This is a genomic window from Microbacterium sp. JAI119 (genome assembly GCF_013410135.1).
In the GTDB taxonomy this organism is placed as follows: Bacteria; Actinomycetota; Actinomycetes; order Actinomycetales; family Microbacteriaceae; genus Microbacterium; species Microbacterium oxydans.
In genome coordinates, this window is the sequence record NZ_JACCCK010000001.1 from 1,984,789 (window position 1) to 2,009,969 (window position 25,181).

Sequence of the window (25,181 nt, forward strand, 5' to 3'; positions counted from 1 at the left end):
GTGAACGGATGTCGGGGCGAAAGCCTGATTCGGGCCCGACATCCGTTCACCGGTCCGACATCCCTGCGCTCCGCCGTGCGGAGCGACGTGGAACACGAAAAAACCCCCGGAGAACCGGGGGTTTCTGTCTGTGCGCGATACTGGGATCGAACCAGTGACCTCTTCCGTGTCAGGGAAGCGCGCTACCGCTGCGCCAATCGCGCCCGTTGGGGCTATTCAGTTTTCCCGTGAGGTGGCGACGGGATTCGAACCCGTGTAAACGGCTTTGCAGGCCGGTGCCTAGCCGCTCGGCCACGCCACCGTGTGGATTGACCCCACGTGCTGCACGCCTTCCTGAGAAGACCTGCTGCACTCGAGCGGATGACGAGACTCGAACTCGCGACCCCAACCTTGGCAAGGTTGTGCGCTACCAACTGCGCTACATCCGCATTTCGTTCCCGGTTGTCCCGGGCACTCATGAAACATTAGCCGAAGATCCGCACTCCGCCAAACCGGCAGCGAATCTCGCGCGTGTCTCGCTGAGTGGTCTTCACCGCCCCGTAGCGTCCGGTAGTATCGGTTGACGTACCCCACAGGTATGGGCGATTGGCGCAGTTGGTAGCGCGCTTCCTTCACACGGAAGAGGTCATCGGTTCGAGTCCGGTATCGCCCACCATCCAGCCCCCGGTCTCCCCGGGGGCTTTCTTGTTCCCTCACCATGCGCCCCGCGAGTTTCCTGAGAACTTGCTATGGTCGAAAGACGCTCATCCCCCGGAGCGATGGTCACGCGTTCACGGTGATCTCAGGCGTCAGATGCCCGGAGGCTCACCGACGCGATCCACGAATCCCGTTCGAGGATGCACTGCTGTTCGGTGCGCCCGGAAACGGCCGTCCCGAAAGGAGCCGCACCCCGGGCCACTCGTCTGTGTGCTGCGATGCGCCTCAGTGGTCCAGGTTCGTTCTCGCCATGTCGACCGCTTACCGCAGCCCCCGCAATCCCCAACACCAGACGACGCAGTACTCCCCCACCTAGCGGGACTCGTTCTCCATCGACACGCGGCAACGCCGCATCACGACGAGAAAGCGAGTACCCGGTGGAAGAATTCACCACACTGTCAGGCCCGATCGTGGTCCTGCTCATGCTGCTGTTCTTCGGCGGCAGCCTCTACATGTCCATCCGCATCTCCCGGAGAAGGGAGAACGCCGACGGATACATGACCGGCGGCGGCAAGATCGGCTTCGGTATCTCGGCCGCGTCGATGACGGCCACCTGGATCTGGGCATCCTCGATGTACGCCTCTGCGACATCCGGATACACCTACGGCATCTCCGGGCCCATCCACTACGGCCTCTGGGGCGCGCTGATGATCCTGCTCATCTACCCCTTCGGTCGACGCATCCGCAAGGTCGCGCCCCACGCGCACACGATCGCCGAAGTGATGTTCGCCCGCCACGGGCGCTCGAGCCAGCTCATGCTCGCCGGCTCCAACGTGCTCGGGAGCCTCATCAGCCTCACGTCGAACCTGATCGCCGGCGGAGCACTGGTCGCGATGCTGTCACCGTTCACGTTCACGCAGGGCATCGTCGCCATCGCGATCGGCGTTCTGGCCTACACGCTGTGGTCGGGGTTCCGGGCCTCCGTGCTGACCGACTTCGCGCAGGTCATCGCCATGCTGGGAGCGGTCGCGATCATCGTCCCGGTGATCTTCTTCGCCGCGGGGGGACCTGAATTGTTCGTCACGGGCGCGTCGAACCTCACTCCGCAGCAGCGAGACTTCTTCTCCTCGGATGCCTTCTTCAACCAGGGAGCGCCGTACATCGCTGCCGTGCTCGCCTACGCCATCGGGAACCAGACCATCGCGCAGCGGCTCTTCGCGGTTCGCGAAGACTTGATCAAGAAGACCTTCGTCACGGCGACCTTCGGTTATGGCGCATCGATCATCGGCATCGGCATGCTGGGCGTGCTCGCCCTGTACGCGGGAGTCCAGCCCATGGACGGCGACGTGAACAACCTGATCCCGCAGATGGCGTCGACCTATCTGCCGCCGATCCTGATCTGCGTGTTCTTCGTCATGATCATCGGATCGCTGTCCTCCACCGCGGATGCCGATATGACAGCGCTCTCGTCGATCATGATGGCCGACGTCTACGGCCAGAACATCGCGGGGAAGAAGAACGCGAACCCGAAGACGATGCTGCTCGTCGGCCGACTCACGATGATCGGCGCGACGGCCGCAGCGCTCTGCTTCGCGTCGATGCAGTTCAACATCCTCGACCTGCTGGTCTTCGTCGGCGCGATGTGGGGAGCGCTCGTGTTCCCCGTCATCGCGAGCTTCTACTGGGATCGCGTCACGAACGCCGCGTTCAGCATCGCCGTGATCGCCGCCCTCGCCGCGTTCCTGCCGGTGCGATTCGAGTGGATCTCCCTGTCCGGCGGCTGGGGGCTCGTGAGTGACATCCTGTCGGTCATCGGGATCGGGGTGGTCCTCGCTCTGATGTCGTTCGGCTTCTTCGGCCTGCGGGTGGCACTGATCGTCGGTGGGCTCGCCACCGTCATATCGGCTCCGTTCGCGATCGGCTTCCTCCACGAGTATCCGGTGCTGTCGGGCTCGCTGGTGGCCTACGCGGTGAGCACGCTCGTCTGCGTCGGCCTCACGATGATGAACAGGACGAGGAGATTCGACTTCGATCTGATCAAGGAACGCACCGGCCGCTTCGACACCGTGGCGGTCGCGCCGACAGCCGATGTGAAGGGCGACAACACGCTCGCCGGAAAGGACGCCTGATGGAGACCCTGCTGTTGACCGCCTACGGGCTGGTGTGGCCGATCATCGTCGTCGGCGTGCTCGCCGTCGTGATCCGCGCATTCGTGAAGGATGCCAAGGAAGCGAAACGCGAAGGACGCGACATCATCTGACGATCGAAGACCCCGCGCAGGCATAGACGAACCGTCTGTGCGGGGTCTGCCGGGTACTGACCGTACCTCCCACGCTCTGACGACCGGGCATAGCGTCGAGTGATGACCACTCACCTCACCTTGAACAACGGGGTCGCGATGCCCGCACTGGGTTTCGGCGTCTTCCAGACTCCCCCCGCCGAGACGGCGGACGCCGTCGCTTCCGCTCTGGAGGTCGGATACCGACTCATCGACACCGCGGCGGCCTACGGGAACGAACGCGGCGTGGGCGACGCGCTCCGGGCGTCGCGTCTCCGCCGCGACGAGGTCTTCCTCGAGACGAAGGTCTGGATCTCCGACTACGGGTATTCGGAGACGCTCCACGCGTGGGAGAAGAGCGTCCGCAAGCTGCAGGTCGACGTGATCGACCTCTTCATCCTCCACCAGGCCCTCCCCGGAGAGTTCGATCGCACCATCAGCGCCTACAGGGCTCTCGAGGCCCTGCTCGCGGAGGGCAAGGTACGAGCGATCGGCGTGAGCAACTTCATGGTGCCCCATCTCGAACGGCTGCTCGCGGAGACCACCATCGTGCCGGCGGTGAACCAGATCGAGGTGCACCCGTACTTCTCGCAGAAGCCGCTGCAGCGGCTCGGCACGGAGCACGGCATCCTCACCCAGGCATGGTCGCCGATCGGCGGCATCACGTCTTACCGAGGGGACGAGTCCCGAAGCACGTTCAACGACCCCGTGATCCGTGCGATCGCCGAGGCGCATGGCAAGACGACCGCTCAGGTGATGTTGCGCTGGCATCTCCAGAACGGCGTCCAGGCCATTCCGAAGTCCGTCACGCCCGCTCGCATCGCCGAGAATTTCGACGTCTTCGACTTCGTGCTCAGCGCCGACGAGATCGGTCGCATCGACGATCTCGACTCCGGTGTGCGCGGTGGACCTGAGCCTGAGGCCATCACGCTCGAGGCGTTCGGGCGCGAGATTCCCGAAGAGTGAGGTCGGCGCCGGCCGCCGCGCTACTCGATCTGGACACGGACGACGCGGTCGTCGCCTTCGCGCGGATCACCACGCCCGTCCGTGTTGTTCGTGAGGATCCAGAGCGCCCCGTCGGGAGCGACCGCGACGTCGCGCAGCCTCCCGAGCGCGCCGACCAAGTGCTCCTCGGCGATGCGGAGAGCGGAGAGCGGCGCTTCCCGGAGCCGCTCCCCTCGGAGGTTCGCAATGAAGATCGATCCCGACGCGATCGCGATGCCGCTCGGACTCGCGATGTCCGGCGGCCACTGCTGGATCGGATCGACGAACTCCTCCCGATCGGCGATGCCCTCGACCGTCGGCCACCCGTAGTTGCCACCGGGCTCGATCACGTTCAGTTCGTCCCAGGTGTCCTGACCGAACTCACTCGCATACAGGGTTCCATCCTCATCCCGCGCGAGTCCCTGCGGGTTCCGGTGTCCGAAGCTGTAGACGGCTGATCCGGCAACAGGATTGTCCTCCGGGATCTCCCCGTCGGGCGTGATGCGGAGGATCTTCCCTGCCAGCGACTCCAGGCCCTGTGCGCCATCGCGATCTCCTGCGTCTCCGACCGTGACGTAGAGCATGCCGTCGGGGCCGAAGGCGATCCGTCCGCCGTTGTGGTTCCCGGCGGCCGGGAGATCGGAGAGGATCGTCTCCGATCGGCCGAGCTCCATCGCCCCCGGCAGCCCCGACAGGGCGAAACGCTGCACCCTGTTCTCGTCGGCGGCCGTCGAGTACGCGTACAGCCACGCATCCCGTACGGCGATGCCGAGGAGCCCGCCCTCGCCGCGCGGCTCGACGCCGGGAACCACGCCCACCTCACGCAGCGCCCCCTCGTCCGAGACATCGAGGATGCGGGCGGTGTCACGTTCACTGATCAACGCGACGTCTCCGGAGAAGGCGATGGACCAGGGAGCCGCCAGACCCTCCGCGATCGTCGTGACCTCTCCCGCTGGCATGTCTCCGGACTCCGCAGGGCGCGTCGGACCCGGTGGCGTGGGAGTCGTCGGCGTGACGGCCGGCGGCGCGCACGCGACGAGTGCGATCGCGCCGAGCCACAGCGCGAGCGACGCCTTCATCATCCGCACCGCCGCCATCATCCTCGTTCCCTCCGCCGATGGACTCGACCCTACGCACGTCGCGCCCCAGGGTGAAGAGCGCGGGTGTCCGAGGGGGCGCGTAGCCTGCCACGGTGTCGTCCGAACTCACACTGCCGGGTCCGTGCGCCCTCTGCGGGAACGCGCGAGGTGTCCGCCGAGACGGCGCCTTGTGCTGCAGCTCCTGCGGTTGGCGGTACGGTGATGCCCCCGATACCGACCTGCCTCTCCCCCGGGTCGATGTCGTCTACTACATCCGCTTCCACCGCCGCGTGAAGATCGGCACGAGCCGCCGTCCGCGGCAGCGACTGGCGAACATCCGGCATGAAGAGCTCCTCGCCTTCGAGCGCGGAGGGCGAGCTGTCGAGCAGCAACGCCACAGGGACTTCGCCAGCATCCGTGAAGGAGGCGAATGGTTCACGTTCACGGATGAGCTCCGCACCCACGTCGCCGCGCTCCAGCGGGAGGGCGATCCCTGGCGGCTCTACGGCCGCTGGTTGAGCGAGACGCTCCGCGGCGTCGAAAGCACACGCGACTAGCCCCGACATGACGATGCCGGGCGACTGCTTCGGGAAGTCCAGTCGCCCGGCACCGCGTCCGGGGGTGGGGTCAGGCCGTTGCGGCGCGTCCCCGGGCGGTCGCGGGCTGCGGCTGGGAGAACAGCACCACGACGATCACGGCGACTCCGACGACGACGTGCGGGAGCCAGACGTTGAGCGCCTCACCGGCGAATCCGAAGATCCACGGCGAGAGCGCCAGGAAGAGGCTGGCGACGATGTCGAACACGAGGTGGACGGGCATCGGGATGAAGCCGAAGGGGCCCCACTCGTACTTCGTGAAGAGGCTGTAGACGATCAGCCCGACGCCGAGCACGATCGGGATGATGACCGCTGCTCCGCCGACACTCGCGAAGCCGAACAGCCAGGGGGCGGCGATGAGCGCGATGCCGACGATGTAGTCGAGGACTCCGTGGACCTTGGTGGGGATGAAACGCATGATTCCTCCTTGGGTGGCGCCGCTTTTCGCGACTCACCGATGGTTCGAAGCACACGTCCGATCGGATTGCCCTCCTTCATGCGTCGATCGGAAATCGAGGTGTTCCGGCCGGTCCGGCACCGGACCGGCCCTTTACTTCCTCGCGGCCCGGTCCCAGACAGCACTGCTACGGTGAAGATGTCGGCATCTTGTCGGCATCAGGGAAGACTTCTCGTCGACCAACGGGCCTCATCGGTCATTTCGTTCTCCGTCGCCTCCTCTGTGTGAGCCCGAGGAGCGTCATGCCCACCCCGTCAATCCCGTCCTTCATCGACCCCGCGCACGCGTGGGCTGCGCCCATCGCCCTCCCCGCGGGGACGACGGCGATCGTCTACTGCGAAGGCCAGTTCGGCGAGCAGGACGGCAAGACCGCCAACGGCCTGGTCCGCCACTCCGAGAAGTACGAGGTCCTCAGCGTCATCGACAGCACTCACGCCGGCGCGGATGCCGGAATGTTCCTGGACGGGCGCGCGAACGACATCCCGATCCTCGAGGGTCTCCCCACGGCTATCGCGCACGCCGGCCAGGTCCCGGACTACCTGATCTGCGGCGTCGCCCCCGCCGACGGACTGCTCTCCGCCGACCAGCGGACAGTGCTCCTGGACGGCATCGCCCGCGGGATGCACATCATCAACGGCCTGCACGAGTTCCTCACAGACGATGCCGAGTTCGTCGCGGCCGCGCTGCTCGCCCAGGTCACGATCACCGACATCCGCCGCCCGAAGGACAAGAAGGATCTCCACCTGTTCTCCGGACGCATCTTCGACGTGACCTGCCCGCGTATCGCGATCCTCGGTACGGATGGAGCGATCGGCAAGCGCACGACAGCGACGATCCTCGTCCGTGCGCTCAACGAGCAGGGCATCCATGCCGTATTGGTCGGCACCGGTCAGACCACGATCATCCAGGGCGGGAGATACGGCGTCGCGCTCGACGCCCTCGTGCCGCAGTTCTGCTCGGGGGAGGTCGAGAACCAGGTGGTCGCGGCGTTCGAGGGCGAAGACCCCGACGTGATCATCGTGGAGGGTCAGGGTGCGCTCAGCCACCCCGCGTACATCACCTCCGCTCACATCCTTCGCGGAAGCCAACCCGCAGGCGTCATTGTGCAGCATGCCCCGGGTCGTGCGGTCCTGGGCGACTTCCCGATGGTCGCGATGCCGACGGTCACGAGTGAGATCACGCTGATCGAGGCTTTCGCAGACACGAAGGTCATCGGCGTCACCGTGAACCACGAGAACCTCACGGCACAGCAGCTCGCCACAGCCATCGACGAGATCGAACTCGACACCGGACTCCCCGCCACGGATCCGCTGACCCGGCCGCTGAGCGAGCTCGTCGAGATGGTGCTGCAGTCGTTCCCGACGCTCAGCCCGCGACGGACCAGCCGTAACGCCGCGTGAGAGCAGCCACGACCCGGTCGTAACGGCCTCGATCGAGGACGGCGGCCTCCCGCCGCAGTCCTCTCTCGTGCACGCTGTACAGCTGCTCGACGTCGACCCAGGACTCTCGACCCTGAGAGTCCCACGCACCCGTGCCGATCGAGAGGTAGTCCCGCTCGCCGTCGTGGGGTTTGCTGGTCATCCGGACCGCGTATACGCGATCGACGGATTCCCGGCCGATCACCAGAACGGGACGATCCTTCCCGCGTCCGTCGTTCTCCTCGTAGGGCACCCAGGTCCAGACGATCTCTCCGGCGTCCGGGGCGCCGTCCCGCTGCGGCGTGTACGCGACCTGCAGGTTCGTGATCCGCTCCGGGTCAACGCGGAAGGTCTGGGTACCGCGCGTGGCTCCGCGATCTGCTCCGGTGGTCGCGGTCCCAGGACGCTCGTGGGGTGTCCGTAGACGCGCGTCCGGGCGCCTCGGACCTGATGTCCGAGACGCCCGGCCGGAGCCCACTGCCTTGAGCAGGATCTCCGCGAGTGTTGCCAGGATGCCGTTGGTCTTGCTCACACGGTCACCCTAACCGCAGATCACGCGTCGGCGAGTGCGTAGCCCTCCTCGCCGTGCACGACCTGGTCGACACCGGCGATCTCGTCTTCGTTCGTGACGCGGAAGCCGATCGTCTTCTGGATGGCGAAGCCGATGATGAAGGCCACGACGAACGAGTAGATCAGCACGCCGAGGGCGGCGATCAGCTGCACCGCGAGCTGGCGCGCGTCCCCACCGACGAACAGTCCGGTCTCGGTGGCGAAGAACCCGAGGTAGAGCGTTCCGATGAGGCCGCCGACGAGGTGGATACCCACGACGTCGAGCGAGTCGTCGAAGCCCAGACGGAACTTCAGCTCGATGGCGAGTGCGCAGACGACACCGGCGAGTGCGCCGAGCAGCAGCGCCCATCCCGGAGTCAGGTTGGCGCATGCCGGGGTGATGGCGACGAGACCGGCGACGGCGCCCGAGGCGGCACCGACCGAGGTGGGCTTGCCGTCCTTGATCTTCTCGACCAGGATCCAGCCGAGGATGGCTGCGGCGGTCGCACCCAGAGTGTTCAGACCGATGAGTCCCACACCGCCCATGTCCTCCGCGAGCCACTCGGCGCCGGCGTTGAAGCCGAACCATCCGAACCACAGCAGAGCGGCGCCGAGAAGCGTCAGCGGCACGTTGTGGGGCTTCAGGATGCCCTTCTGGAAGCCGATGCGCTTGCCGAGGACCAGAGCCAGGGCCAGGGCCGCAGCACCCGCATTGATGTGCACCGCGGTTCCACCGGCGTAGTCGATCACGCCGATGCCGCTGTCCTCACCGAAGAGCGTGGTGCCGAGGTTCATGATCCAGCCGCCGCCCCAGACCCACGCGGCCACGGGGAAGTACCCGACCGTCGCGAAGATACCGGCGAAGATCAGCCAGCTGCCAAACTTCGCGCGGTCTGCGATCGCCCCGGAGATCAGGGCGACGGTGATGATCGCGAACGTGGCGCCGTAGGCGACGCCGAGGAGAGCGACGTTCGAGCCCTCGCCTGCGGCGAGGCTCGAGAGGCCGAAGTCGGCGAACGGGTTGCCTGCGAAGGCGGTCGGGCTGTCGACGGCGCTCATCGAGTAGCCGAAGAGAATCCACAGCACGGCGACGAGTCCGATGGAGCCGAAGCTCATCATCATCATGCTGACGACGCTCTTCGCCTTGACGAGACCGCCGTAGAAGAAGGCGACGCCGGGCGTCATGAGCAGCACCAGCGCTGTCGCGGTGATCGCCCACGAGATGTTGCCGGGAGCATCCATAGGAAAACCTCACATCCGAAGTAATTGAGAGCTTCAGTGTGACGACCTGCGGTTTCGTCAATGCGTGAGGTTTGTTTCCCCGCTGTTACAGCGCGGCTCCGCCCGTGAACATCGCGTTACGCGCGCCTACGGGCTTACGCAGAATGCGTGAGGGCGTTGAGTCGGGAGATGGCGCGCAGGTACTTCTTGCGGTATCCACCGGCGAGCATCTCGTCGGAGAACACCGCATCGAGGCTGAGGCCAGTGGCGAGGATCGGGATCTGCGCGTCGTACACACGGTCGACGAAGGCGACGAAACGCAGTGCCTCCGACTGATCGGTCAGCTGACGGACGTCGCGCACACCCACGCCGCCGAGTCCGTCGATGAGTCGGATGTAGCGCGACGGATGCACCTGTGCCAGATGGCGGATCAGATCGTCGAACCGGTCGTCAGACGCGGTGCCCGTTGCGGCGGCCGCAGCGACGGCCGCAGCGTAGGCGTCGTCGTCGAGCACGACGGCATGACCGTCGAGGGCGCGCTGGCGGAAGTCGACGCCGTCGATGCGCAGTGTCTGGAAGCTGTCGGACATGGCATGGATCTCGCGCAGGAAGTCCTGTGCGGCGAAGCGTCCCTCACCGAGTGCGTTGGGAGGGGTGTTCGAGGTGGCTGCGAGTCTGGTGCCGGTCGGCACGAGCTCGCCCAGCAGGCGCGTCATGACCATCGTGTCGCCCGGGTCATCGAGCTCGAACTCATCGATGCAGAGCAGATCGGCGCCCTTGAGCAGATCGACGGTGTTCTTGTAGCCGAGCGCGCCGACGAGGGCCGTGTACTCGATGAACGAGCCGAAGTACTTCCGGCGGGCCGGCATCGCGTGGTAGATCGAGGCGAGCAGGTGTGTCTTGCCCACTCCGAATCCGCCGTCGAGGTAGACGCCCGGCTTGAGCTCCGGCTCCTTCTTCGCCCGGCTGAACAGACCTCCGCGCTTCACGGGAGCACCTCGTCCGGCGAAGCGCATCAGCGTCTCCTTCGCCTCTTCCTGCGAAGGGTAGGCGGGGTCGGCGCGGTAGCTGTCGAACGTCGCACTGTCGAACTGCGGCGGCGGCACCAGGCTCGCCAGCATCTCGGGTCCGCTGACGGTCGGCTGGCGCTCGGTGAGGTGCACGATTCCCGTGCGGCTGGTCGGGTCGGTCATCACGGTCCTGGATCAGGTGCTCACCTGTGTCGAAGTCTTACGAATCGGGCGCAGGGTGCTCGGCGGGGATCTATCGTCGAAGGGACGGAACAACACTACGCCGTCTGCAGCAGCACCCTCGTCCGCTCAACGCTTCGGAGACCCCATGGCCATCGAGTTCGATTCCTCCTCCCCCAAGTTCGCCGAGTACGCCGAGCCCGGCCGCCTGGTGACCACGCAGTGGCTCGCGGAACGGCTGGGGACCCCCGGCCTCGTGGTGGTCGAATCCGATGAAGACGTCCTGCTCTACGAGACCGGCCACATCCCCGGAGCGGTGAAGGTCGACTGGCACACCGAGCTCAACGACCCGGTGGTGCGTGACTACGTCGACGGCGAGGGCTTCGCCGAACTGCTCAGCCGCAAGGGCATCGCCCGCGACGACACGGTCGTCATCTACGGCGACAAGAACAACTGGTGGGCCGCCTACGCCCTCTGGGTGTTCTCGCTGTTCGGCCACGAAGACGTACGCCTGCTCGACGGCGGACGTGACCGCTGGATCGCCGAAGGACGGGAACTCACCCGGGAGGCGACCTCCCGGCCGGCTACGGAGTACCCCGTGATCGAGCGCGACGACTCCGTGATCCGCGCGTACAAGGAAGACGTCCTGGCCCACATCGGCAGCCCTCTGATCGATGTGCGCTCCCCCGAGGAGTACTCCGGTGAGCGCACCACGGCACCCGCATACCCCGAGGAGGGGACGCTGCGGGCGGGACACATCCCCACCGCGCAGAGCGTTCCGTGGGCGAAGGCGGTCGCGGAAGACGGCGGATTCCGCCCCCGGGCCGAGCTCGACGTGATCTACCGTGACGGCGCCGGCCTGAATGACGGCGACGACGTCGTCGCCTACTGCCGTATCGGTGAGCGGTCGAGCCACACCTGGTTCGTGCTCAAGCACCTCCTCGGGTTCGAGAACGTCCGCAACTACGACGGTTCCTGGACGGAGTGGGGAAGCGCAGTGCGCGTGCCGATCGTCACGGGCTCAGAGCCGGGTACCGTCTGAGCGTGTGACAATGACAGGGATGAGCACGAGCGACGTTCCTGACACCCTTGCCGAGATCCGCGAGGGATTCCTGGAGACCCCGGAGTCGGATCGGCTCCTCCTGCTGCTCGAGTTCTCGGACGAGCTCCCGGACGTCTCGGACGCGGTCGCGGCGCATCCCGAGATGTACGAGCGGGTCGCGGAGTGCCAGTCCCCTGTGTACATCCACGTCGAGGTGCAGGACGACATCGTCACCATGCATGCGACGGCACCTCCGGAGGCGCCGACCACCCGCGGGTTCGCCAGCATCCTGGTGCAGGGGCTCACCGGTCTCACCGCCGACGAGGTTCTCGCCATCCCGAACGACTACCCGCAGTCGATCGGCCTCACGAAAGCGGTGTCGCCGCTGCGGATCGGAGGCATGACCGGGATGCTGATGCGGGCGAAGAACCAGGTCATGCAGAAGCGCTGAAACCCGTGGCTTCGAGCCAGTCCGTGATGGCGGTGGTCCATCCGGTCTGGTCGTAGTTCCACAGCTTCGTGTGACGGGCGACCGTGAACTTCGGCATCGTCACGAGGTCGGGGCGCGCATTCTGAAGGGCATGGGACGAATCCGCGGGCACGAAGCCGTCGTCGTCGCTGTGCAGGATCAGGATCGGTGCGGTCAGTTCGTCCGCTCGGGCGACCATGTCCAGGCGATCGAAGTGGATCGGCTCGTCTGCGCCGCTGAGGCGCGCGGTGAGAGGCATCTGCAGCGCCCCCATGGCCAGCTCGGGCAAGGGCGGCCGCACCCCGGCAAGCTTCGCCTGGAACCGCAGCACCGTGCGCCAGTCGACGACAGGGGACTCGAGGATGATCCCCGCGATGCGGTCTCTGTGACCCGAACTCACCGCGGCCTGCAGCGAGACCGCTCCCCCCATCGACCAGCCCATCAGGATGACCCGCTCTGCTCCGTGTCGGAGTGCGTACGCGATGGCGGCATCGACGTCACGCCACTCCGATGCCCCGAGCGCATACGCACCGGCCCTGGTGCGGGGAGCCTCACCATCGTTGCGGTAGGACACCACCAGGGTCGGAAGGCCCGCCGCGTGCATGACCGGCACGGCGCGCAGGCACTCCGCCCGTGTCGCTCCTCGGCCGTGCACCTGGATCACCCAGGTCGACGACGACCCGGGGAAGTACCAGGCCGGACACGGGCCGGCGGGAGAGCCGATCAGAAGGTTCTCCCACTGCAGGTGCAGCTCGCTCGGAGTGGAGTAGTAGTAGCCGCTGAATGCCGCAGCACGATCCACGCGCGCACCGGGTTCGATCTGCGTGAGCAGCTTGCGTCGAACGGTCGTGGCGTCTGCGCTGAGCACCGCACCGAGCTTGACGTAGCCGTATGTCCCTGTCGTGAACAGGCCGTAGCGCCCGGGGAGCTCGGTGTCGGGAGTGCGCTGCAGTTCGATGGTCTGCGCACCGGTGTCGACCGCGAGGATCTGTGTATCGGTGGGTCGGCGCATCGGGGTGACGACCCGTCGGGCGACCGCGAACACGACGAGAGCGAACGCTGCCCCGAAGGCGAACAGCGCGGGGACAAGGAGCGTAACGGCGTGCCTGAGACTCTTCATCGCTTCCTGACTCTAGCCTGTTGCCGTGACCGCACACCCCGAGGCCGGGACGCCTTTCGAGAGCGCCGTGGCCGAACTGCGCGAGACCGAGTTCCGCGATGACATCACGGTACGCGAGATCGCCACGCCACAGGGTCTCGCACCCTTCGCCATCGCCCTCGGCGCCGACGTGCGCCCGGAGAGCGACGGCGAGTCGGTGTACGGCACGGGCCGCTTCGTCCTGCTGCACGATCCGGACGAGCCGGGCGCTTGGGGCGGCTCGTGGCGCATCGTGATCTTCGCGCAGGCTCCACTGGAGACCGAGATCGGCACCGATCCCCTGCTCGCCGACGTGACCTGGTCGTGGCTGGTCGACGCGCTCGATTCGCGGGATGCGGTCTACCACTCGGAATCGGGGACGTCGACGAAGACGCTGTCGAAGGGATTCGGCGGGCTCGCCATCGAAGGCGACGGCGCGCAGATAGAATTGCGTGCGTCCTGGACTCCGGAGGGCCCGTTCCGACCGCACGTCGAAGCATGGGCCGAGCTGGTCGGAATGCTGGCGGGACTTCCGCCCGGCTCCGAGGGCATCGCCGTGATCGGCGCGCGAAAGGCTGTACGTGACTGAATACTCCGTGATCTCGGATGCTGAGGAGTTCCGCGCGGCTTGCGCCGTACTCGCTGCGGGCACCGGCCCCGTGGCCGTCGACGTGGAACGCGCGTCCGGCTTCCGTTACTCGCAACGCGCCTATCTGGTGCAGGTGTTCCGACGCGAAGCCGGGGTCTTCCTGTTCGACCCGCCGGCCATCGGCGATTTCGCTCCTCTCCAGGAGGCGATCGGCGACGTCGAGTGGGTTCTGCATGCCGCGAGCCAGGACCTGCCCTCGCTGCGGGAGCTGCGCCTCGAGCCTCCGGTGATCTTCGACACCGAACTCGCGTCCCGTCTGCTCGGGCACGAGCGGGTCGGACTCGGCGCCGTCGTCGAGGACACGCTGGGCATCACGCTGAAGAAGGAGCACTCGGCGGCCGACTGGTCGACGCGTCCGCTCCCCGACTCCTGGCTCGAGTACGCCGCGCTCGACGTGCTGCATCTGATCGATGTCCGCGACGTTCTCGTGCTCGAACTGGAGGAGCAGAACAAGACGGAGTATGCCGCCCAGGAGTTCGCCGCCACTCTGGCCCGCGCGCCCAAGCCGCCGAGGGAAGACCCCTGGCGCCGGCTCAGTGGCCTGCACCAGGTCCGCGGGGCTCGTAACCTCGCGGTCGCACGTTCGCTCTGGCAGGCCCGCGAAGCGTATGCACAGGACCAGGATGTCTCCCCCGGCCGGCTCGTTCCCGACCGGTCACTCGTCGCCGCAGTGATGGCCAACCCGCCGTCGAAGCAGGCCCTCGCCGGTATCAAGGAGTTCCAGGGCCGCGCGAGCCGCACGCAGCTCGACAGGTGGTGGCAGGCGATCGTCGATGGGCGGGCATCGGAAGAGCTCCCGCGCGAACGGGTCCCGAGCGATACGCTTCCTCCCCCGCGCGCATGGGCCGATCGCAACCCCGAAGCGGATGCGCGGCTCAAGGCCGCGCGCCCTGTCGTGGAAGCCATCGCCGAGGAGTTGGGGATGCCGACCGAGAACCTCCTCACCCCGGAATACCTCCGCCGCGTGGCGTGGGATCTCCCCGGTGAGACGGCGGAGGAGATCGGGGATGCGCTGGCAGCACTCGGAGCCCGCCCCTGGCAGATTGAACAGACCGCACAGAAGATCGCGGCCGCCTTTGTAGAGGCGGCGCAAACGCCCGACAGCACCTCCGCACCCGCTTCGTAGGTTCGAACCAACCGATTCCTCCCTGTTTCCCGGGCTTCATAGACTGAGGCCACGCACTAACTTGGAGGCAGAGTGGCCGAGATCTCGGACGTCTTCTTCGTCGATGGAGTACGCACCCCTTTCGGGCGCGCCGGCGAAAAGGGCATGTACTGGAACACCCGCGCGGATGACCTCGCCGTCAAGGCGACCATCGGCTTGATGGAGCGCAACGCCTCCGTCCCGGCCGACCGCATCGATGACGTCGCCATCGCGGCGACGAGCCAGACCGGCGACCAGGGGCTGACGCTCGGGCGCTCGGTGGCGATCCTCGCGGGCCTTCCGCAGACGGTGCCCGGCCTCGCGGTCGAGCGCATGTGCGCCGGCGCGATGACCAGCGTCACCACGATGGGCGCATCGATCGGTGTCGGCATGTACGACTTCGCCCTCGCCGGCGGCGTCGAGCACATGGGGCACCACCCGATCGGCGGGAACGCCGACCCGAACCCGCGGTTCGTGGCAGAGAAGATGGTCGACCCCGGCGCGCTCAACATGGGCGTCACGGCTGAGCGCATCTTCGACCGCTTCCCGCACCTCACCAAGGAGCGCTCCGACCGCTTCGGCATGTTGAGCCAGCACAAGGTGCAGGCGGCATACGACGCGGGCAAGATCCAGCCCGACCTCGTGTCCGTCGCGATCAAGGGTGCCGACGGCGCCTGGGGCCTCGCCACCGAGGACGAAGGTCGACGCCCGCAGACCACCATGGAAGACCTCGCCGCGCTGAAGACGCCGTTCCGCCCGCACGGACGCGTCACCGCAGGCACCTCCTCCCCTCTCACCGACGGCGCGACGATGTCGCTGCTCGCCGGTGGTGGTGCGGTCAAGGAGTTCGGACTGGCGCCGAAGATGCGGATGGTCTCGTTCGCGTTCGCCGGGGTCCAGCCCGAGATCATGGGCATCGGCCCGATCCCGTCGACCGAGAAAGCCCTCAAGAAAGCCGGTCTCACGATCGACGACATCGGTCTCTTCGAGCTCAACGAGGCCTTCGCCATCCAGGTGATCTCCCTGCTCGACCACTTCGGGATCGCCGACGACGATCCGCGTGTCAACCAGTGGGGCGGCGCCATCGCCCTCGGGCACCCGCTCGCCGCGTCCGGTGTGCGCCTCATGATCCAGCTCGCGGCGCAGTTCGCCGAGCGTCCCGATGTCCGCTACGGCCTCACCGCCATGTGCGTGGGTCTCGGCCAGGGCGGTTCGGTCATCTGGGAGAACCCGCACTACGACGGCAAGAAGAAGAAGTGAGCGCGAACGTGACCGACTACGACGACATCGACTTCTCCCCCATCCAGGCGCTCACCGAGGGCGAGGTCATCACACAGTCACCGGTGCGCGACATCCGCCTCGCCTCCGGCAAGGTGCTGGCACTGATCACGCTCGACAACGGTCGCGATCACACCCGCCCGAACACGCTCGGACCCGCGACGCTCACCCAGCTGGGCGAGACCCTCGACGGCCTCAAGGCCAGGGCAGCGGCCGGCGAGATCCAGGCGGTCGGCATCACCGGCAAGCAGTACATCATGGCGGCCGGCGCCGATCTCTCGGACATCAGCAAGGTCGGGTCCCGGGACAACGCACGCCTCATCGCGCAGCTGGGCCACAAGGTGCTCGGCAAGCTCGGCGACCTCGGCGTGCCGTCCTTCGCGTTCGTGAACGGACTCGCGCTCGGCGGCGGACTGGAGATCGCTCTGAACTCCACATACCGCACGGTCGACGCCTCGGCGGCGGCAGTGGCGCTTCCCGAGGTCTTCCTCGGCATCATCCCCGGCTGGGGTGGCGCCTACCTGCTGCCGAACCTCATCGGCATCGAGAACGCGCTCGAGGTGGTCATCTCGAACCCGCTCAAGCAGAACCGCATGCTGAAGCCGCAGCAGGCGTTCGACCTCGGGATCTTCGACGCGATCTTCCCCGCGGCGAACTACCTCGAGAACTCGCTCTCCTGGGCGGATGCGGTACTCGGCGGCACGAAGGTCGAGCGCAAGAACGAGCCCGGCAAGCTCGAGCGCCTCACCAAGTGGCCGATCGCGATCAAGATGGCGCGCGGCATGCTGGAGTCGAAGATCGGCACCGTGCCGAAGTCGCCGTACGCCGCCCTTGAGCTGCTCGACAAGGCGAAGAGCGGCACGAAGGCGGAGGGCTTCGCCCGCGAGGACGAGGCGCTGGCGGAACTCGTGACCGGGGACCAGTTCGCCGCGTCGATGTACGCGTTCGACCTGGTGCAGAAGCGTGCGAAGCGTCCGGTCGGTGCGCCCGACAAGCAGCTCGCGAAGAAGGTCACCAAGGTCGGCATCATCGGTGCCGGTCTCATGGCCAGCCAGTTCGCACTGCTGTTCGTGCGCAAGCTCCAGGTGCCTGTGCTCATCACCGACCTGGATCAGGCACGTGTCGACAAGGGCGTCGCCTACATCCACGAGGAGATCGGCAAGCTCGAGGCCAAGGGACGTCTCGACTCCGACAGCGCGAACAAGCTGCGTGCGCTGGTCACCGGCACGACCGACAAGAGCCTCTACGCGGACTGCGACTTCGTCATCGAGGCGGTGTTCGAGGAGGTCGGCGTCAAGCAGCAGGTGTTCGGCGAGATCGAGAAGATCATCGCCGAGGACGCGATCCTCGCGACCAACACCTCCTCCCTGTCGGTCGAGGAGATCGGGTCGAAGCTCGCGCACCCGGAGCGTCTGGTCGGCTTCCACTTCTTCAACCCGGTCGCGGTCATGCCGCTGATCGAGATCGTGAAGACCCCGGTGACCGCCGACGCCGCGCTGTCGACGGCCTTCGTGGTCGCGAAGAACCTGGGGAAGAACGCGGTGCTCACCGCCGACGCCCCGGGCTTCGTCGTGAACCGGCTGCTCGCGAAGGTCATGGGCGAAGCCGCACGTGCCGTCTACGAGGGCACGCCGATCGCCGAGGTCGAGAAGGCCTTCGGACCCCTCGGCCTCCCGATGGGCCCGTTCCAGCTGATCGACCTGGTCGGCTGGAAGGTCGCCGCCCACGTGCAGGACACGATGGTGCATGCGTTCCCCGACCGGTTCTACGCCAACGAGAACTTCCACGCGCTCGCCGAGCTCGACACGGTCGTGGAGAAGGACAAGGGCGGACGCGTCGTCGGCTGGAGCAAGCAGGCGGAGAAGGTCCTGAAGCCGGCGGTGGGCAAGACACCGGCCACGGCCGCGACCATCCTCCAGCGCGTGCAGGACGGTCTGGCGCAGGAGATCAAGCTCATGCTCGACGAGGGCGTCGTCCCTGAGGTCGAGGACATCGATCTGTGCCTGATCCTCGGCGCCGGTTGGCCTTTCATCGACGGCGGCGCCTCACCGTACCTCGACCGCGAAGGTGCATCCGAGCGGGCCTTCGGCGGCTCCTTCCACACCCCGCAGATCCGCGGCGTCGAAAGCCGCTGATCGCCGGACGCCATCACCGAAGCGCCTCACCGGATTCCCAGCGAATCCGGTGAGGCGCTTCGTCGTCCGGCGCTCGGCAAGCCCTACCCTGGATCGATGAGCCCTCGCCCGTCTCCGCGCACCACCGAGCAGCCGATGGCCTTCAGCCGACGCGAGTTCTGGCGCGGCGCCGTTGCGACCTGGATCACCTTCAACGCTCTGTTCCTCCTGGTGACGACCGTCGTCCTCGCCATCATGTCGCGCTCCCTGCAGACCGTCTTCTCGATCCTCATCCTGGTGGCATGGTTCCAGCTCCTCTTCGTCGTGGCCACCTCCGCTCTGGCGACCGTCATCGGCAGCGGGGCCGCCTTCGTGCTGGGCCGGCTTCTGCGGACCACGGCGGGCATGCGGCAACACCTCATCGCCTTTGCAGGACTCGGTCTCGTGGTCGGAGGCGTCGTCATCGCGGTCGTCGGGACCTGGCCCGCGAACATGACCGGAGAATTCGGGTCCTTGTTGACGAACATCACCGAGCCGTACATCGCACTTCCCCTGCTGGGGATGAGCGCCGTCAGCGTCGCCCACGGCTGGTACTGGACAGCGTCACGGGCGCTGTCCGAAGACCCTGCACCACAGAGCCCTGTCGCCGAGGCTCAGCTCGCCGGCTGAACCGGGCGTGCGTCGTCTTCGCCGCGACGAGGCCAGTACGACAGCGCCCGCTCCGCCAGTGCGGTGATCGTCAGCGAGGGATTCACCCCGGGATTCGCGGGCACGGCGGCGCCGTCGACGACGTGCAGGCCGGGGTGCCCCCAGACCCGGTGATACCCGTCGATGACACCGTCCGTACGTGACGCCGAGATGACGGCACCGCCGAGGAAGTGCGCGGTGAGGGGGATGCCGAACACCTCAGGCCAGGATCCACGTGCAGCGGCTGGGACCCCGCTGTCCACCTCGACCCGCGCGGCGATCGCCGCCGCCGCCGCATGGGCCTGGGGCAGATAGCTCGGGTTCGGCTCCCCGTGTCCCTGTGCGCTCGTCATGATGAGGCGGCCGAAGCGGCGGCGCAGGGAGAGCGTGAGCGAGTTGTCCGCTGTCTGCATGACCAGCGCGATGATACCCCGCTCGCTCCAGCGGCGGAGGCTCCCGAGACGGAACTGCCGCACCGGGGAACGGAGCATCTGGGCGACCAGACTGCGCAGTCGCACCCCTATCGGACGTCCGCCGGGGACGATCACGGTAGCGAGTGCACCCATCAGGTTCGACCCCGGCCCGTAGCGGACGTTCTCGACGTGGGTGCGGTCGTCGACGTGGAACGACGTGGTGATCGCGACGCCGCGGGCGAGCTGCAGCGAGTCCGGGACGCTCACGGCGACCGCGCCGTCGAGGGCCTCCGAGTTGGTGCGGGTGAGCCGACCTACGGCGTCCGAGACCCGCGGCAGAGCCCCGGACTCCTTCATCCGGTGCAGCAGCTGCTGCGTGCCCCAGGTGCCGGCGGCGAGCACGACCTCCCGGGCGGTCACGGTCTTCCGCACGCGGCGGACCCAGGCCCCGCTGCGCTGCGTTGTCACCGCGAATCCTCCTTCGGGGAGCTCACGCACCTCGCTCACCGTGCGGAGGGCCTCGATCGCGACTCCGTGGCGCTCCGCCAGAGCCAGGTAGTTCTTCATGAGCGTGTTCTTCGCGCCGACGCGGCAGCCCACCATGCAGTTGCCGCACAGCGTGCACCCGGTTCGATCAGGCCCCTCGCCGCCGAAGAAGGGGTCCGGCGTGCGCTCCCCCGGCTTCCCGAACCAGACCCCGACCGGTGCGTGCCGGAACGTCGAGCCGACGCCGAGATCGTCCGCGGCGCCGGCCATGATCCGCTCCACAGGGCCGGTGTGCGGGTACTGGTCGACGACGCCGAGCATCCTCTTGGCCGTCGCATAGTGCGGCGCGAGTTCGTGCTCCCACTCCGCGATGCCCTGCCACTGCGGGTCCGTGAAGAAGGCCGCGCCCGGCTGATACAGCGTGTTCGCGTAGTTGAGCGATCCGCCGCCTACCCCCGCACCGGCCAGGATCATCACATGCGGCAATCGGTGGATACGCTGCACACCGTAGCAGCCGAGCGCCGGCGCCCAGAGATAGCGACGGACGTCCCAGCTGGTCTTCGCGAAGTCGTCGTCCTCGAAGCGGCGACCCGCCTCGTAGACGCGAACTCGGTAGCCCTTCTCCGCCAGCCGCAGAGCAGCGACCGAACCTCCGAAGCCGGAACCCACGACCACGACATCCTCGTCGAACTCAGTCATCGCTCTCCTTCGGCACCATCATCGTGAGCGCGCCGGGAAGCACCGAGATGGTGCACTCATCCTCGCCGATGCGCTCGCCGTCCGCGTAGACCACGAGGCCGGGGGCCGAGACGGTCACGGACCGTGCACGCCGGTGCGCGACCTCAGCGCGCGCGAGATGCGTCCCACGCAGCAGCAGCGGGAAGAGACCCAGCAGGCGCATGCGGCCCAATGGCGCGACATGGACGATGTCGAGGAGTCCGTCGTCGGGGACGGCTCCGGCGCAGATCGGCATACCCCCTCCGTAGCTGGACGTGCTGCCGGCTGCGATCAGCGTGCCCGGCGAGCTCCTCGCCGCTTCCTCGTCTACGGCGATGCGGAATTCCATCGGCCGCAGTCGCACGAGCTCGATGAGCAGCGCGAGGTAGTAGCGAGGTGCGCCGTGCGGCCAGCGGAGCCTGTTGGTGCGGTCGCTGACCTTCGCGTCGAAGCCCAGCGCCGCGATGGTCAGGAATCTCCGACTGCCCTTCGCGGTGCGGACGACGCCGACGTCGATCGCTCGTGGCACGCCGATGAGGGCGAGCTCGGCGGCGGCCCGTGCGTCACCACGTGGGAGGCCCAGGGCTCGGGCGAGATCGTTCCCCGTGCCCGCCGGCACCAGGACGACCGGGACGGAGGCGGCGCACACCGTGTCGAGCACGCCGACCAGCGTGCCATCACCGCCCACGACCACGAGGAGACGAGGGCCGTCGGCCAGCGCGGCGACGGCGAGCCGGGCGGTGTCGGCGGCGGAGGCACCCGCGTACGTTCGCACCTCGGCACCACGCTCCCGGAGAAGTCGAACGGCTGCCTCCGCCGCTCGCCCGCCCCGCCCCTTACCGGCGAACGGATTCGCGAGCACGGCGATGTGCTCGGACACGTCAGTGCGTCCGTTCCGCGGGGATCACGGCGCCGGGGTTGAGTATGCCCGACGGATCGAGCTCCCTCTTGATGGCGGCGAGGATGCGGACCCCGGTCTCCCCGATCTCCTGACCGAGCCACGGCGCATGGTCCCGCCCGACCGCGTGGTGATGGCTGATCGTTCCCCCTGCGGTGATGATCGCATCGTTCACACGCGCTTTCACGGGCTCCCACGAACGGAGCATGTCGGTGCGCACTCCCGCGAGGACCGTGAAGTACAGCGACGCCCCGGTCGGGTAGATGTGCGAGACGTGGCACATGACGTACGACTTGGCGCCGATGTCTGCGAAGCCCTCCTTGAGCGCCGCCTCGACCGTCGAGCGCAGCGCCCGCAGGTTCGACCACGTCGTCGCGGTCTCCAATGTCTCGCAGAAGACACCGGCGTCGAGAAGTGAATCGCGCAGATAAGGTCCGTCGAACCGGGTCCTGAGCCAGTCCTCTGCCGGGCCTTCCCCCGAGGAGGTCCCGCCCGCCGCGGCGAGGTGAGCACCGGCATGAGCCCGTCGTTCCGCGATGTCCTCGCCTTCGTACACCGTGACCACGCTGGCGCCCTTGGCCAGTGCTTTGCCGATCCGCCCGACCTGGGCGAGGCTGACAGCCGTCTCCGCTTCGTCGGACAGCCGGATGACGGTCGGACCGCCGCTCAGCTGAGCGACACGACGAAGCCCCTCGGCTCCACTGGCGAAGTCCGGAAACGACCAGGCCTCGAACACCCTCGCGCGCGGGATCGGGTGGACGCGCACCCGCACCTCGGTGATCACGCCGAAGATGCCCTCGGAGCCGAGGAACACTCGAATCAGGTCGGGCCCTGCGGCAGAGCCCGGCGACCGCCCGAGCTCGATGTCGCCGGTCGGGGTGGTCACTCTGATCCCGGTCACCATCGTGTCGAAGCGCCCGTTCCCCGCAGAGTTCTGCCCCGAAGACCGAGCCGCCGCGAATCCGCCGATCGTGGCATAGCGGAAGCTCTGCGGAAAATGACCGAGCTCGAACCCGCGCGCGGAAAGCAGCGCCTCCGCCTCCGGCCCCGTCGTGCCGGCCGCGAGCACGGCCTCACCACTGGTCTCATCGAGCCGCACCATGCCGCTCAGCCGCCGCAGATCGAGGCTGACCACGGCGTGATGCGCGCCCCGTTCAGGATCGAGTGCGCCGACGACGCTCGTCCCGCCACCGAAGGGGATGACGGCGACACCTTGCGCCGCCGCGGCATCGAGACACGCACGGACCTCGTCGTGGTCGGCGGGGCGGACGACGGCGTCCGGTGCGTCCTGTCGTGCCTCGCGTCGGCGAAGCAGGTCGGGCGTCGAGCGCCCGCCCGCGTGACGGACACGGGCCTCCGGTGTGTCGTCGACGTTCTCGAGGCCGACGGCGAGGACGAACGCCGCGCGGTCTTCCGCTGTCAGACGCGACGGGCGCAGCTGCACCTCCGAGAGTTCGACGGCCGGAGCGGGCGTGCGGACGCGACCCAACAGCATCGGCAGCAGAGCACGCACCGGAAGAGGCAGCCCCTTCGCCTTGGCCGGGTCGCCCCAGCCGTTCCATCTCATCAGCGAGTCCGCATCGACCCTGCCGTTCTCTTGGCCCATGCGTTACAGTGTGACACATCATGGAAGAACGTCAACCTCTCTGGGATGCCACGCAGACGAAGATCCTCGATGCGGCCGATGCGCTGATCGAGAGGCGCGGCGTGCACGGCGTCACCGTCGCGGAGCTCGCCCGGCGCGCAGAGCTGAGTCGGCCGACGATCTACCGCAACTGGAACGACGCCGATGACGTCGTCCGTGCAGCACTGCTGCGCCGTGTGACCACCATCCTGAGCGCCTTCCCCGCGACTGCGGCCACCAGGCCCGCCCTCGTCGACGACGTGCTGCGCTTCATCGGCCTGTTCCGGAGCGACGCCCTGTATGCGAGACTGCTGGCCGACGAGCCGGAAGCGTTCACGCGATACACGCTGCAGCGCGTGGGTTCGAGCCAGCGCATGATCCTCGGGTGGCTGTCCGCAGCGATCGGAACCGCACAGCTCGACGGATCGGTGCGCGACGGTGCACCGCAGGAGATGGCCGTCATGCTGCTGCTCATCGCGCAGTCCGCGGTGCTCTCCCACGGGACCGTCTCCGATCTGATCTCGGAGGCGGCATGGGAGCGCGAACTGCGGGCCGCGCTGGACGGACTGCTGCGCCCATGATCAGGGAGCCATCCGCGCTCAATGTCGCGCGACGGAGGACGGAGCTCACGCTCGCAGCCGAGGAGCGGGTCGACGTGCTCGTGATCGGCGGCGGCATCACGGGCGTGGGAGTCGCACTCGATGCTGCCTCTCGCGGACTCACCGTGACGCTGATCGAAGCCGAGGATCTGGCTTTCGGCACCAGCAGATTCAGCTCGAAGCTCGTGCACGGCGGCCTGCGCTACCTCGCCACCGGAGACTTCGCGACCGCGCGGGAGAGCGCGCACGAACGCCATCTCCTGATGACCTCGATCGCCCCTCACCTCATCCACCCCCTCGGACAGCTCCTGCCGTTCTCGCAGACTGTCACACTCCGTCAGCGTGTCGCAGGCACCGTGGGCATGGGGCTGGGCGATGTGCTGCGGATGCGCGCACACACCCCGCGCCGGGTCCTCCCCGCCCCTGCCGTGGTCTCCGCGCGCACGGCCATGCGGTTGATGCCAGCCCTCGACCAGCGGGGCCTCCGCGGAGGAATGCTGGCCTATGACGGTCAGCTCGTCGATGATGCGCGCCTCGTCACGACGGTGGCCCGCACCGCAGCGGCCCTCGGCGCCCGCATCCTCACCAGGGTCCGTGCGCTCTCCCTGCGCGCAGATGGGGCCTCGGTCGAGGAGGCGACGACGGGCGAGCGTTTCGAGATCCGTGCACGTGCGGTCGTCAACGCGACGGGAGTGTGGGCGGGAGCACTCGATCCGTCGATCACGGTGCGACCGAGTCGAGGGACCCACATCGTGCTCGACGCCGCCGACCTCGGCGCTCCGTCGACGGCACTGACGATCCCTCACGAAGGGTCGATCAGCCGATACGTCTTCGCTCTGCCACAGGCACACGGACGACTGATCGTCGGACTCACCGACGAAGACTCACCCGGCGCGGTCCCGCGGGTCGCTCAGCCGACGGAGACCGAGATCGAGTTCCTCCTCCACAGCCTCAACCGCGTTCTCGCCACCGCGGTCCGACGCGATCAGGTTCGTGGCGCCTTCGCCGGCCTGCGGCCGCTTGTCGACAGCGGAACCGACTCGACAGCCGACATCTCCCGTCGGCACCTGGTGGCGGCATCGGAGTCGGGCTTCATCTCGGTGCTCGGCGGGAAGCTGACGACCTATCGACGCATGGCCGAGGATGCCGTCGATCTCGCCGTCACGACGCGGAGTCTGCCGTCGTCGCGACAGAGTCGCACCGCGTCGTTGCGGCTCGCGGATCGTGACGTCCCCTCATCGGACGAGCTGCTGGACGAGGCGACGGCCCTGACCGCGGCAGAGGTCGAGTACGCCGTCCGCGTGGAGGGGGCGATGACGGTCGACGATGTCCTCGACCGGCGCACGCGCATCGGACTCGTCGACGCGGATAGAGCCCGCTGTCGTCCAGTGGTCGAGTCCGTCGTGGCCCGCGCGGTCTCCGCGCTTCTCTGAGACCGGATCACGGCGCGGCCGGAGCCATCGCGTATCCGCCGCACAGCCGGGCAGGGAACGTGCGGGGAACACCGCATGAAAT

General features: G+C 67.6%; 23 protein-coding genes and 4 tRNA genes. 15 read left to right on the forward strand and 12 right to left on the reverse strand.

What is annotated here, in order from left to right; translation table 11 throughout:
* Nucleotides 1–131: 131 nt before the first annotated feature.
* The 3 genes from HDC31_RS09585 to HDC31_RS09595 all read right to left on the reverse strand — a co-directional run bounded on the left by HDC31_RS09585 (nucleotide 132) and on the right by HDC31_RS09595 (nucleotide 428).
* Nucleotides 132–203: transfer RNA gene (locus tag HDC31_RS09585), tRNA-Val, on the reverse strand.
* Nucleotides 204–230: 27 nt separating this feature from the next.
* A tRNA-Cys gene (locus HDC31_RS09590) sits at nucleotides 231–301 on the reverse strand.
* A 54-nt stretch (nucleotides 302–355) separates the two neighbouring features.
* Nucleotides 356–428 (reverse strand) — tRNA-Gly (locus HDC31_RS09595).
* A 151-nt stretch (nucleotides 429–579) separates the two neighbouring features.
* On the opposite strand from HDC31_RS09595, the gene HDC31_RS09600 reads away from it, so the two are divergent.
* From HDC31_RS09600 to HDC31_RS09610, 4 genes are all read left to right on the forward strand, one after another.
* Nucleotides 580–655: transfer RNA gene (locus HDC31_RS09600), tRNA-Val, on the forward strand.
* 463 nt (nucleotides 656–1,118) lie between these two features.
* Entirely contained in the window at nucleotides 1,119–2,765 is a 1,647-nt protein-coding gene (locus tag HDC31_RS09605; protein ID WP_113681292.1) for a sodium:solute symporter family protein, read from the forward strand.
* Nucleotides 2,765–2,896, forward strand: coding sequence for a putative transporter small subunit (locus tag HDC31_RS19995; protein WP_218867367.1), 132 nt, complete (start codon nucleotides 2,765–2,767; stop codon nucleotides 2,894–2,896). The genes HDC31_RS09605 and HDC31_RS19995 overlap by 1 nt, the downstream gene beginning before the upstream one ends.
* A 102-nt stretch (nucleotides 2,897–2,998) precedes the next feature.
* Nucleotides 2,999–3,880 carry an aldo/keto reductase gene (locus HDC31_RS09610; RefSeq protein WP_113681273.1) on the forward strand — a complete coding sequence of 294 codons (882 nt, stop codon included), beginning with the start codon at nucleotides 2,999–3,001 and terminating at the stop codon, nucleotides 3,878–3,880.
* A gap of 20 nt (nucleotides 3,881–3,900) precedes the next feature.
* Here the strand turns inward: HDC31_RS09610 and HDC31_RS09615 are convergent, their stop codons facing one another.
* On the reverse strand, nucleotides 3,901–4,998 hold the full coding sequence (locus tag HDC31_RS09615) for a sorbosone dehydrogenase family protein (protein ID WP_179516035.1): 1,098 nt from the start codon (nucleotides 4,996–4,998) through the stop codon (nucleotides 3,901–3,903).
* Between the two features lie 92 nt (nucleotides 4,999–5,090).
* Here HDC31_RS09615 and HDC31_RS09620 point away from each other — a divergent pair, with 92 nt between their 5' ends.
* Nucleotides 5,091–5,534: a GIY-YIG nuclease family protein gene (locus HDC31_RS09620; protein ID WP_082738598.1), complete on the forward strand. Its 444-nt coding sequence runs from the start codon at nucleotides 5,091–5,093 to the stop codon at nucleotides 5,532–5,534.
* Between the two features lie 70 nt (nucleotides 5,535–5,604).
* Here HDC31_RS09620 and HDC31_RS09625 read toward each other — a convergent pair whose 3' ends face one another.
* A complete protein-coding gene (locus HDC31_RS09625) occupies nucleotides 5,605–5,991 on the reverse strand; it encodes an SPW repeat protein (protein WP_058631749.1) in 387 nt (128 codons plus the stop codon).
* A 281-nt stretch (nucleotides 5,992–6,272) separates the two neighbouring features.
* Between HDC31_RS09625 and HDC31_RS09630 the strand changes: the two genes are divergently transcribed.
* Nucleotides 6,273–7,430, forward strand: coding sequence for a DUF1611 domain-containing protein (locus tag HDC31_RS09630; protein ID WP_179516036.1), 1,158 nt, complete (start codon nucleotides 6,273–6,275; stop codon nucleotides 7,428–7,430).
* Here the strand turns inward: HDC31_RS09630 and HDC31_RS09635 are convergent.
* The 3 genes from HDC31_RS09635 to zapE all read right to left on the reverse strand — a co-directional run bounded on the left by HDC31_RS09635 (nucleotide 7,396) and on the right by zapE (nucleotide 10,411).
* Nucleotides 7,396–7,980: a type II toxin-antitoxin system PemK/MazF family toxin gene (locus HDC31_RS09635; protein WP_179516037.1), complete on the reverse strand. Its 585-nt coding sequence runs from the start codon at nucleotides 7,978–7,980 to the stop codon at nucleotides 7,396–7,398. The two genes, HDC31_RS09630 and HDC31_RS09635, sit on opposite strands and share 35 nt — an antisense overlap.
* A gap of 20 nt (nucleotides 7,981–8,000) precedes the next feature.
* Nucleotides 8,001–9,239, reverse strand: coding sequence for an ammonium transporter (locus tag HDC31_RS09640; RefSeq protein ID WP_113681272.1), 1,239 nt, complete (start codon nucleotides 9,237–9,239; stop codon nucleotides 8,001–8,003).
* A 134-nt stretch (nucleotides 9,240–9,373) separates the two neighbouring features.
* Nucleotides 9,374–10,411, reverse strand: coding sequence for a cell division protein ZapE (zapE, locus tag HDC31_RS09645; RefSeq protein ID WP_046747196.1), 1,038 nt, complete (start codon nucleotides 10,409–10,411; stop codon nucleotides 9,374–9,376).
* Nucleotides 10,412–10,556: 145 nt separating this feature from the next.
* Between zapE and HDC31_RS09650 the strand changes: the two genes are divergently transcribed.
* Both HDC31_RS09650 and HDC31_RS09655 read left to right on the forward strand, forming a co-directional pair.
* Nucleotides 10,557–11,450, forward strand: a complete 894-nt coding sequence (locus HDC31_RS09650) for a sulfurtransferase (protein ID WP_061018748.1) — start codon at nucleotides 10,557–10,559, stop codon at nucleotides 11,448–11,450.
* A gap of 19 nt (nucleotides 11,451–11,469) precedes the next feature.
* Nucleotides 11,470–11,901, forward strand: a complete 432-nt coding sequence (locus HDC31_RS09655; protein ID WP_046747198.1) for a SufE family protein — start codon at nucleotides 11,470–11,472, stop codon at nucleotides 11,899–11,901.
* Here HDC31_RS09655 and HDC31_RS09660 read toward each other — a convergent pair.
* On the reverse strand, nucleotides 11,885–13,039 hold the full coding sequence (locus HDC31_RS09660; RefSeq protein ID WP_058631751.1) for a S9 family peptidase: 1,155 nt from the start codon (nucleotides 13,037–13,039) through the stop codon (nucleotides 11,885–11,887). The two genes, HDC31_RS09655 and HDC31_RS09660, sit on opposite strands and share 17 nt — an antisense overlap.
* 25 nt (nucleotides 13,040–13,064) lie before the next feature.
* On the opposite strand from HDC31_RS09660, the gene HDC31_RS09665 reads away from it, so the two are divergent.
* The 5 genes from HDC31_RS09665 to HDC31_RS09685 all read left to right on the forward strand — a co-directional run bounded on the left by HDC31_RS09665 (nucleotide 13,065) and on the right by HDC31_RS09685 (nucleotide 18,911).
* On the forward strand, nucleotides 13,065–13,646 hold the full coding sequence (locus HDC31_RS09665; RefSeq protein ID WP_113681271.1) for a DUF3000 domain-containing protein: 582 nt from the start codon (nucleotides 13,065–13,067) through the stop codon (nucleotides 13,644–13,646).
* A complete protein-coding gene (locus HDC31_RS09670; RefSeq protein ID WP_061018750.1) occupies nucleotides 13,639–14,832 on the forward strand; it encodes an HRDC domain-containing protein in 1,194 nt (397 codons plus the stop codon). Before HDC31_RS09665 ends, HDC31_RS09670 begins: the two co-directional genes overlap by 8 nt.
* Nucleotides 14,833–14,904: 72 nt before the next feature.
* Nucleotides 14,905–16,110 (forward strand): thiolase family protein, encoded by a 1,206-nt coding sequence (locus tag HDC31_RS09675; protein ID WP_046747202.1) that lies wholly within the window; start codon nucleotides 14,905–14,907, stop codon nucleotides 16,108–16,110.
* Nucleotides 16,111–16,118: 8 nt separating this feature from the next.
* Nucleotides 16,119–18,263, forward strand: coding sequence for a 3-hydroxyacyl-CoA dehydrogenase NAD-binding domain-containing protein (locus HDC31_RS09680; RefSeq protein ID WP_058631785.1), 2,145 nt, complete (start codon nucleotides 16,119–16,121; stop codon nucleotides 18,261–18,263).
* 96 nt (nucleotides 18,264–18,359) lie between these two features.
* The gene (locus tag HDC31_RS09685; protein ID WP_113681270.1) at nucleotides 18,360–18,911 is read left to right on the forward strand and encodes a hypothetical protein; all 552 of its coding nucleotides are present in this window, start codon (nucleotides 18,360–18,362) and stop codon (nucleotides 18,909–18,911) included.
* On the opposite strand, the gene HDC31_RS09690 is transcribed toward HDC31_RS09685, so the two are convergent.
* From HDC31_RS09690 to HDC31_RS09700, 3 genes are read right to left on the reverse strand one after another with little or no spacing between them, the layout of a single operon-like run.
* Nucleotides 18,896–20,527, reverse strand: coding sequence for a GMC family oxidoreductase (locus HDC31_RS09690; RefSeq protein WP_113681269.1), 1,632 nt, complete (start codon nucleotides 20,525–20,527; stop codon nucleotides 18,896–18,898). The genes HDC31_RS09685 and HDC31_RS09690 overlap by 16 nt on opposite strands.
* On the reverse strand, nucleotides 20,520–21,425 hold the full coding sequence (locus HDC31_RS09695; RefSeq protein WP_113681268.1) for a YegS/Rv2252/BmrU family lipid kinase: 906 nt from the start codon (nucleotides 21,423–21,425) through the stop codon (nucleotides 20,520–20,522). The genes HDC31_RS09690 and HDC31_RS09695 overlap by 8 nt, the downstream gene beginning before the upstream one ends.
* A gap of 1 nt (nucleotide 21,426) precedes the next feature.
* Nucleotides 21,427–23,049: an FAD-binding oxidoreductase gene (locus HDC31_RS09700; protein ID WP_257022013.1), complete on the reverse strand. Its 1,623-nt coding sequence runs from the start codon at nucleotides 23,047–23,049 to the stop codon at nucleotides 21,427–21,429.
* Between the two features lie 20 nt (nucleotides 23,050–23,069).
* Between HDC31_RS09700 and HDC31_RS09705 the strand changes: the two genes are divergently transcribed.
* Both HDC31_RS09705 and HDC31_RS09710 read left to right on the forward strand, forming a co-directional pair.
* Complete coding sequence (locus tag HDC31_RS09705) at nucleotides 23,070–23,648, forward strand: TetR/AcrR family transcriptional regulator (protein ID WP_052748652.1); 579 nt, start codon at nucleotides 23,070–23,072, stop codon at nucleotides 23,646–23,648.
* Nucleotides 23,645–25,099, forward strand: coding sequence for a glycerol-3-phosphate dehydrogenase/oxidase (locus HDC31_RS09710; protein ID WP_046747207.1), 1,455 nt, complete (start codon nucleotides 23,645–23,647; stop codon nucleotides 25,097–25,099). The genes HDC31_RS09705 and HDC31_RS09710 overlap by 4 nt, the downstream gene beginning before the upstream one ends.
* Nucleotides 25,100–25,181: the final 82 nt, after the last annotated feature.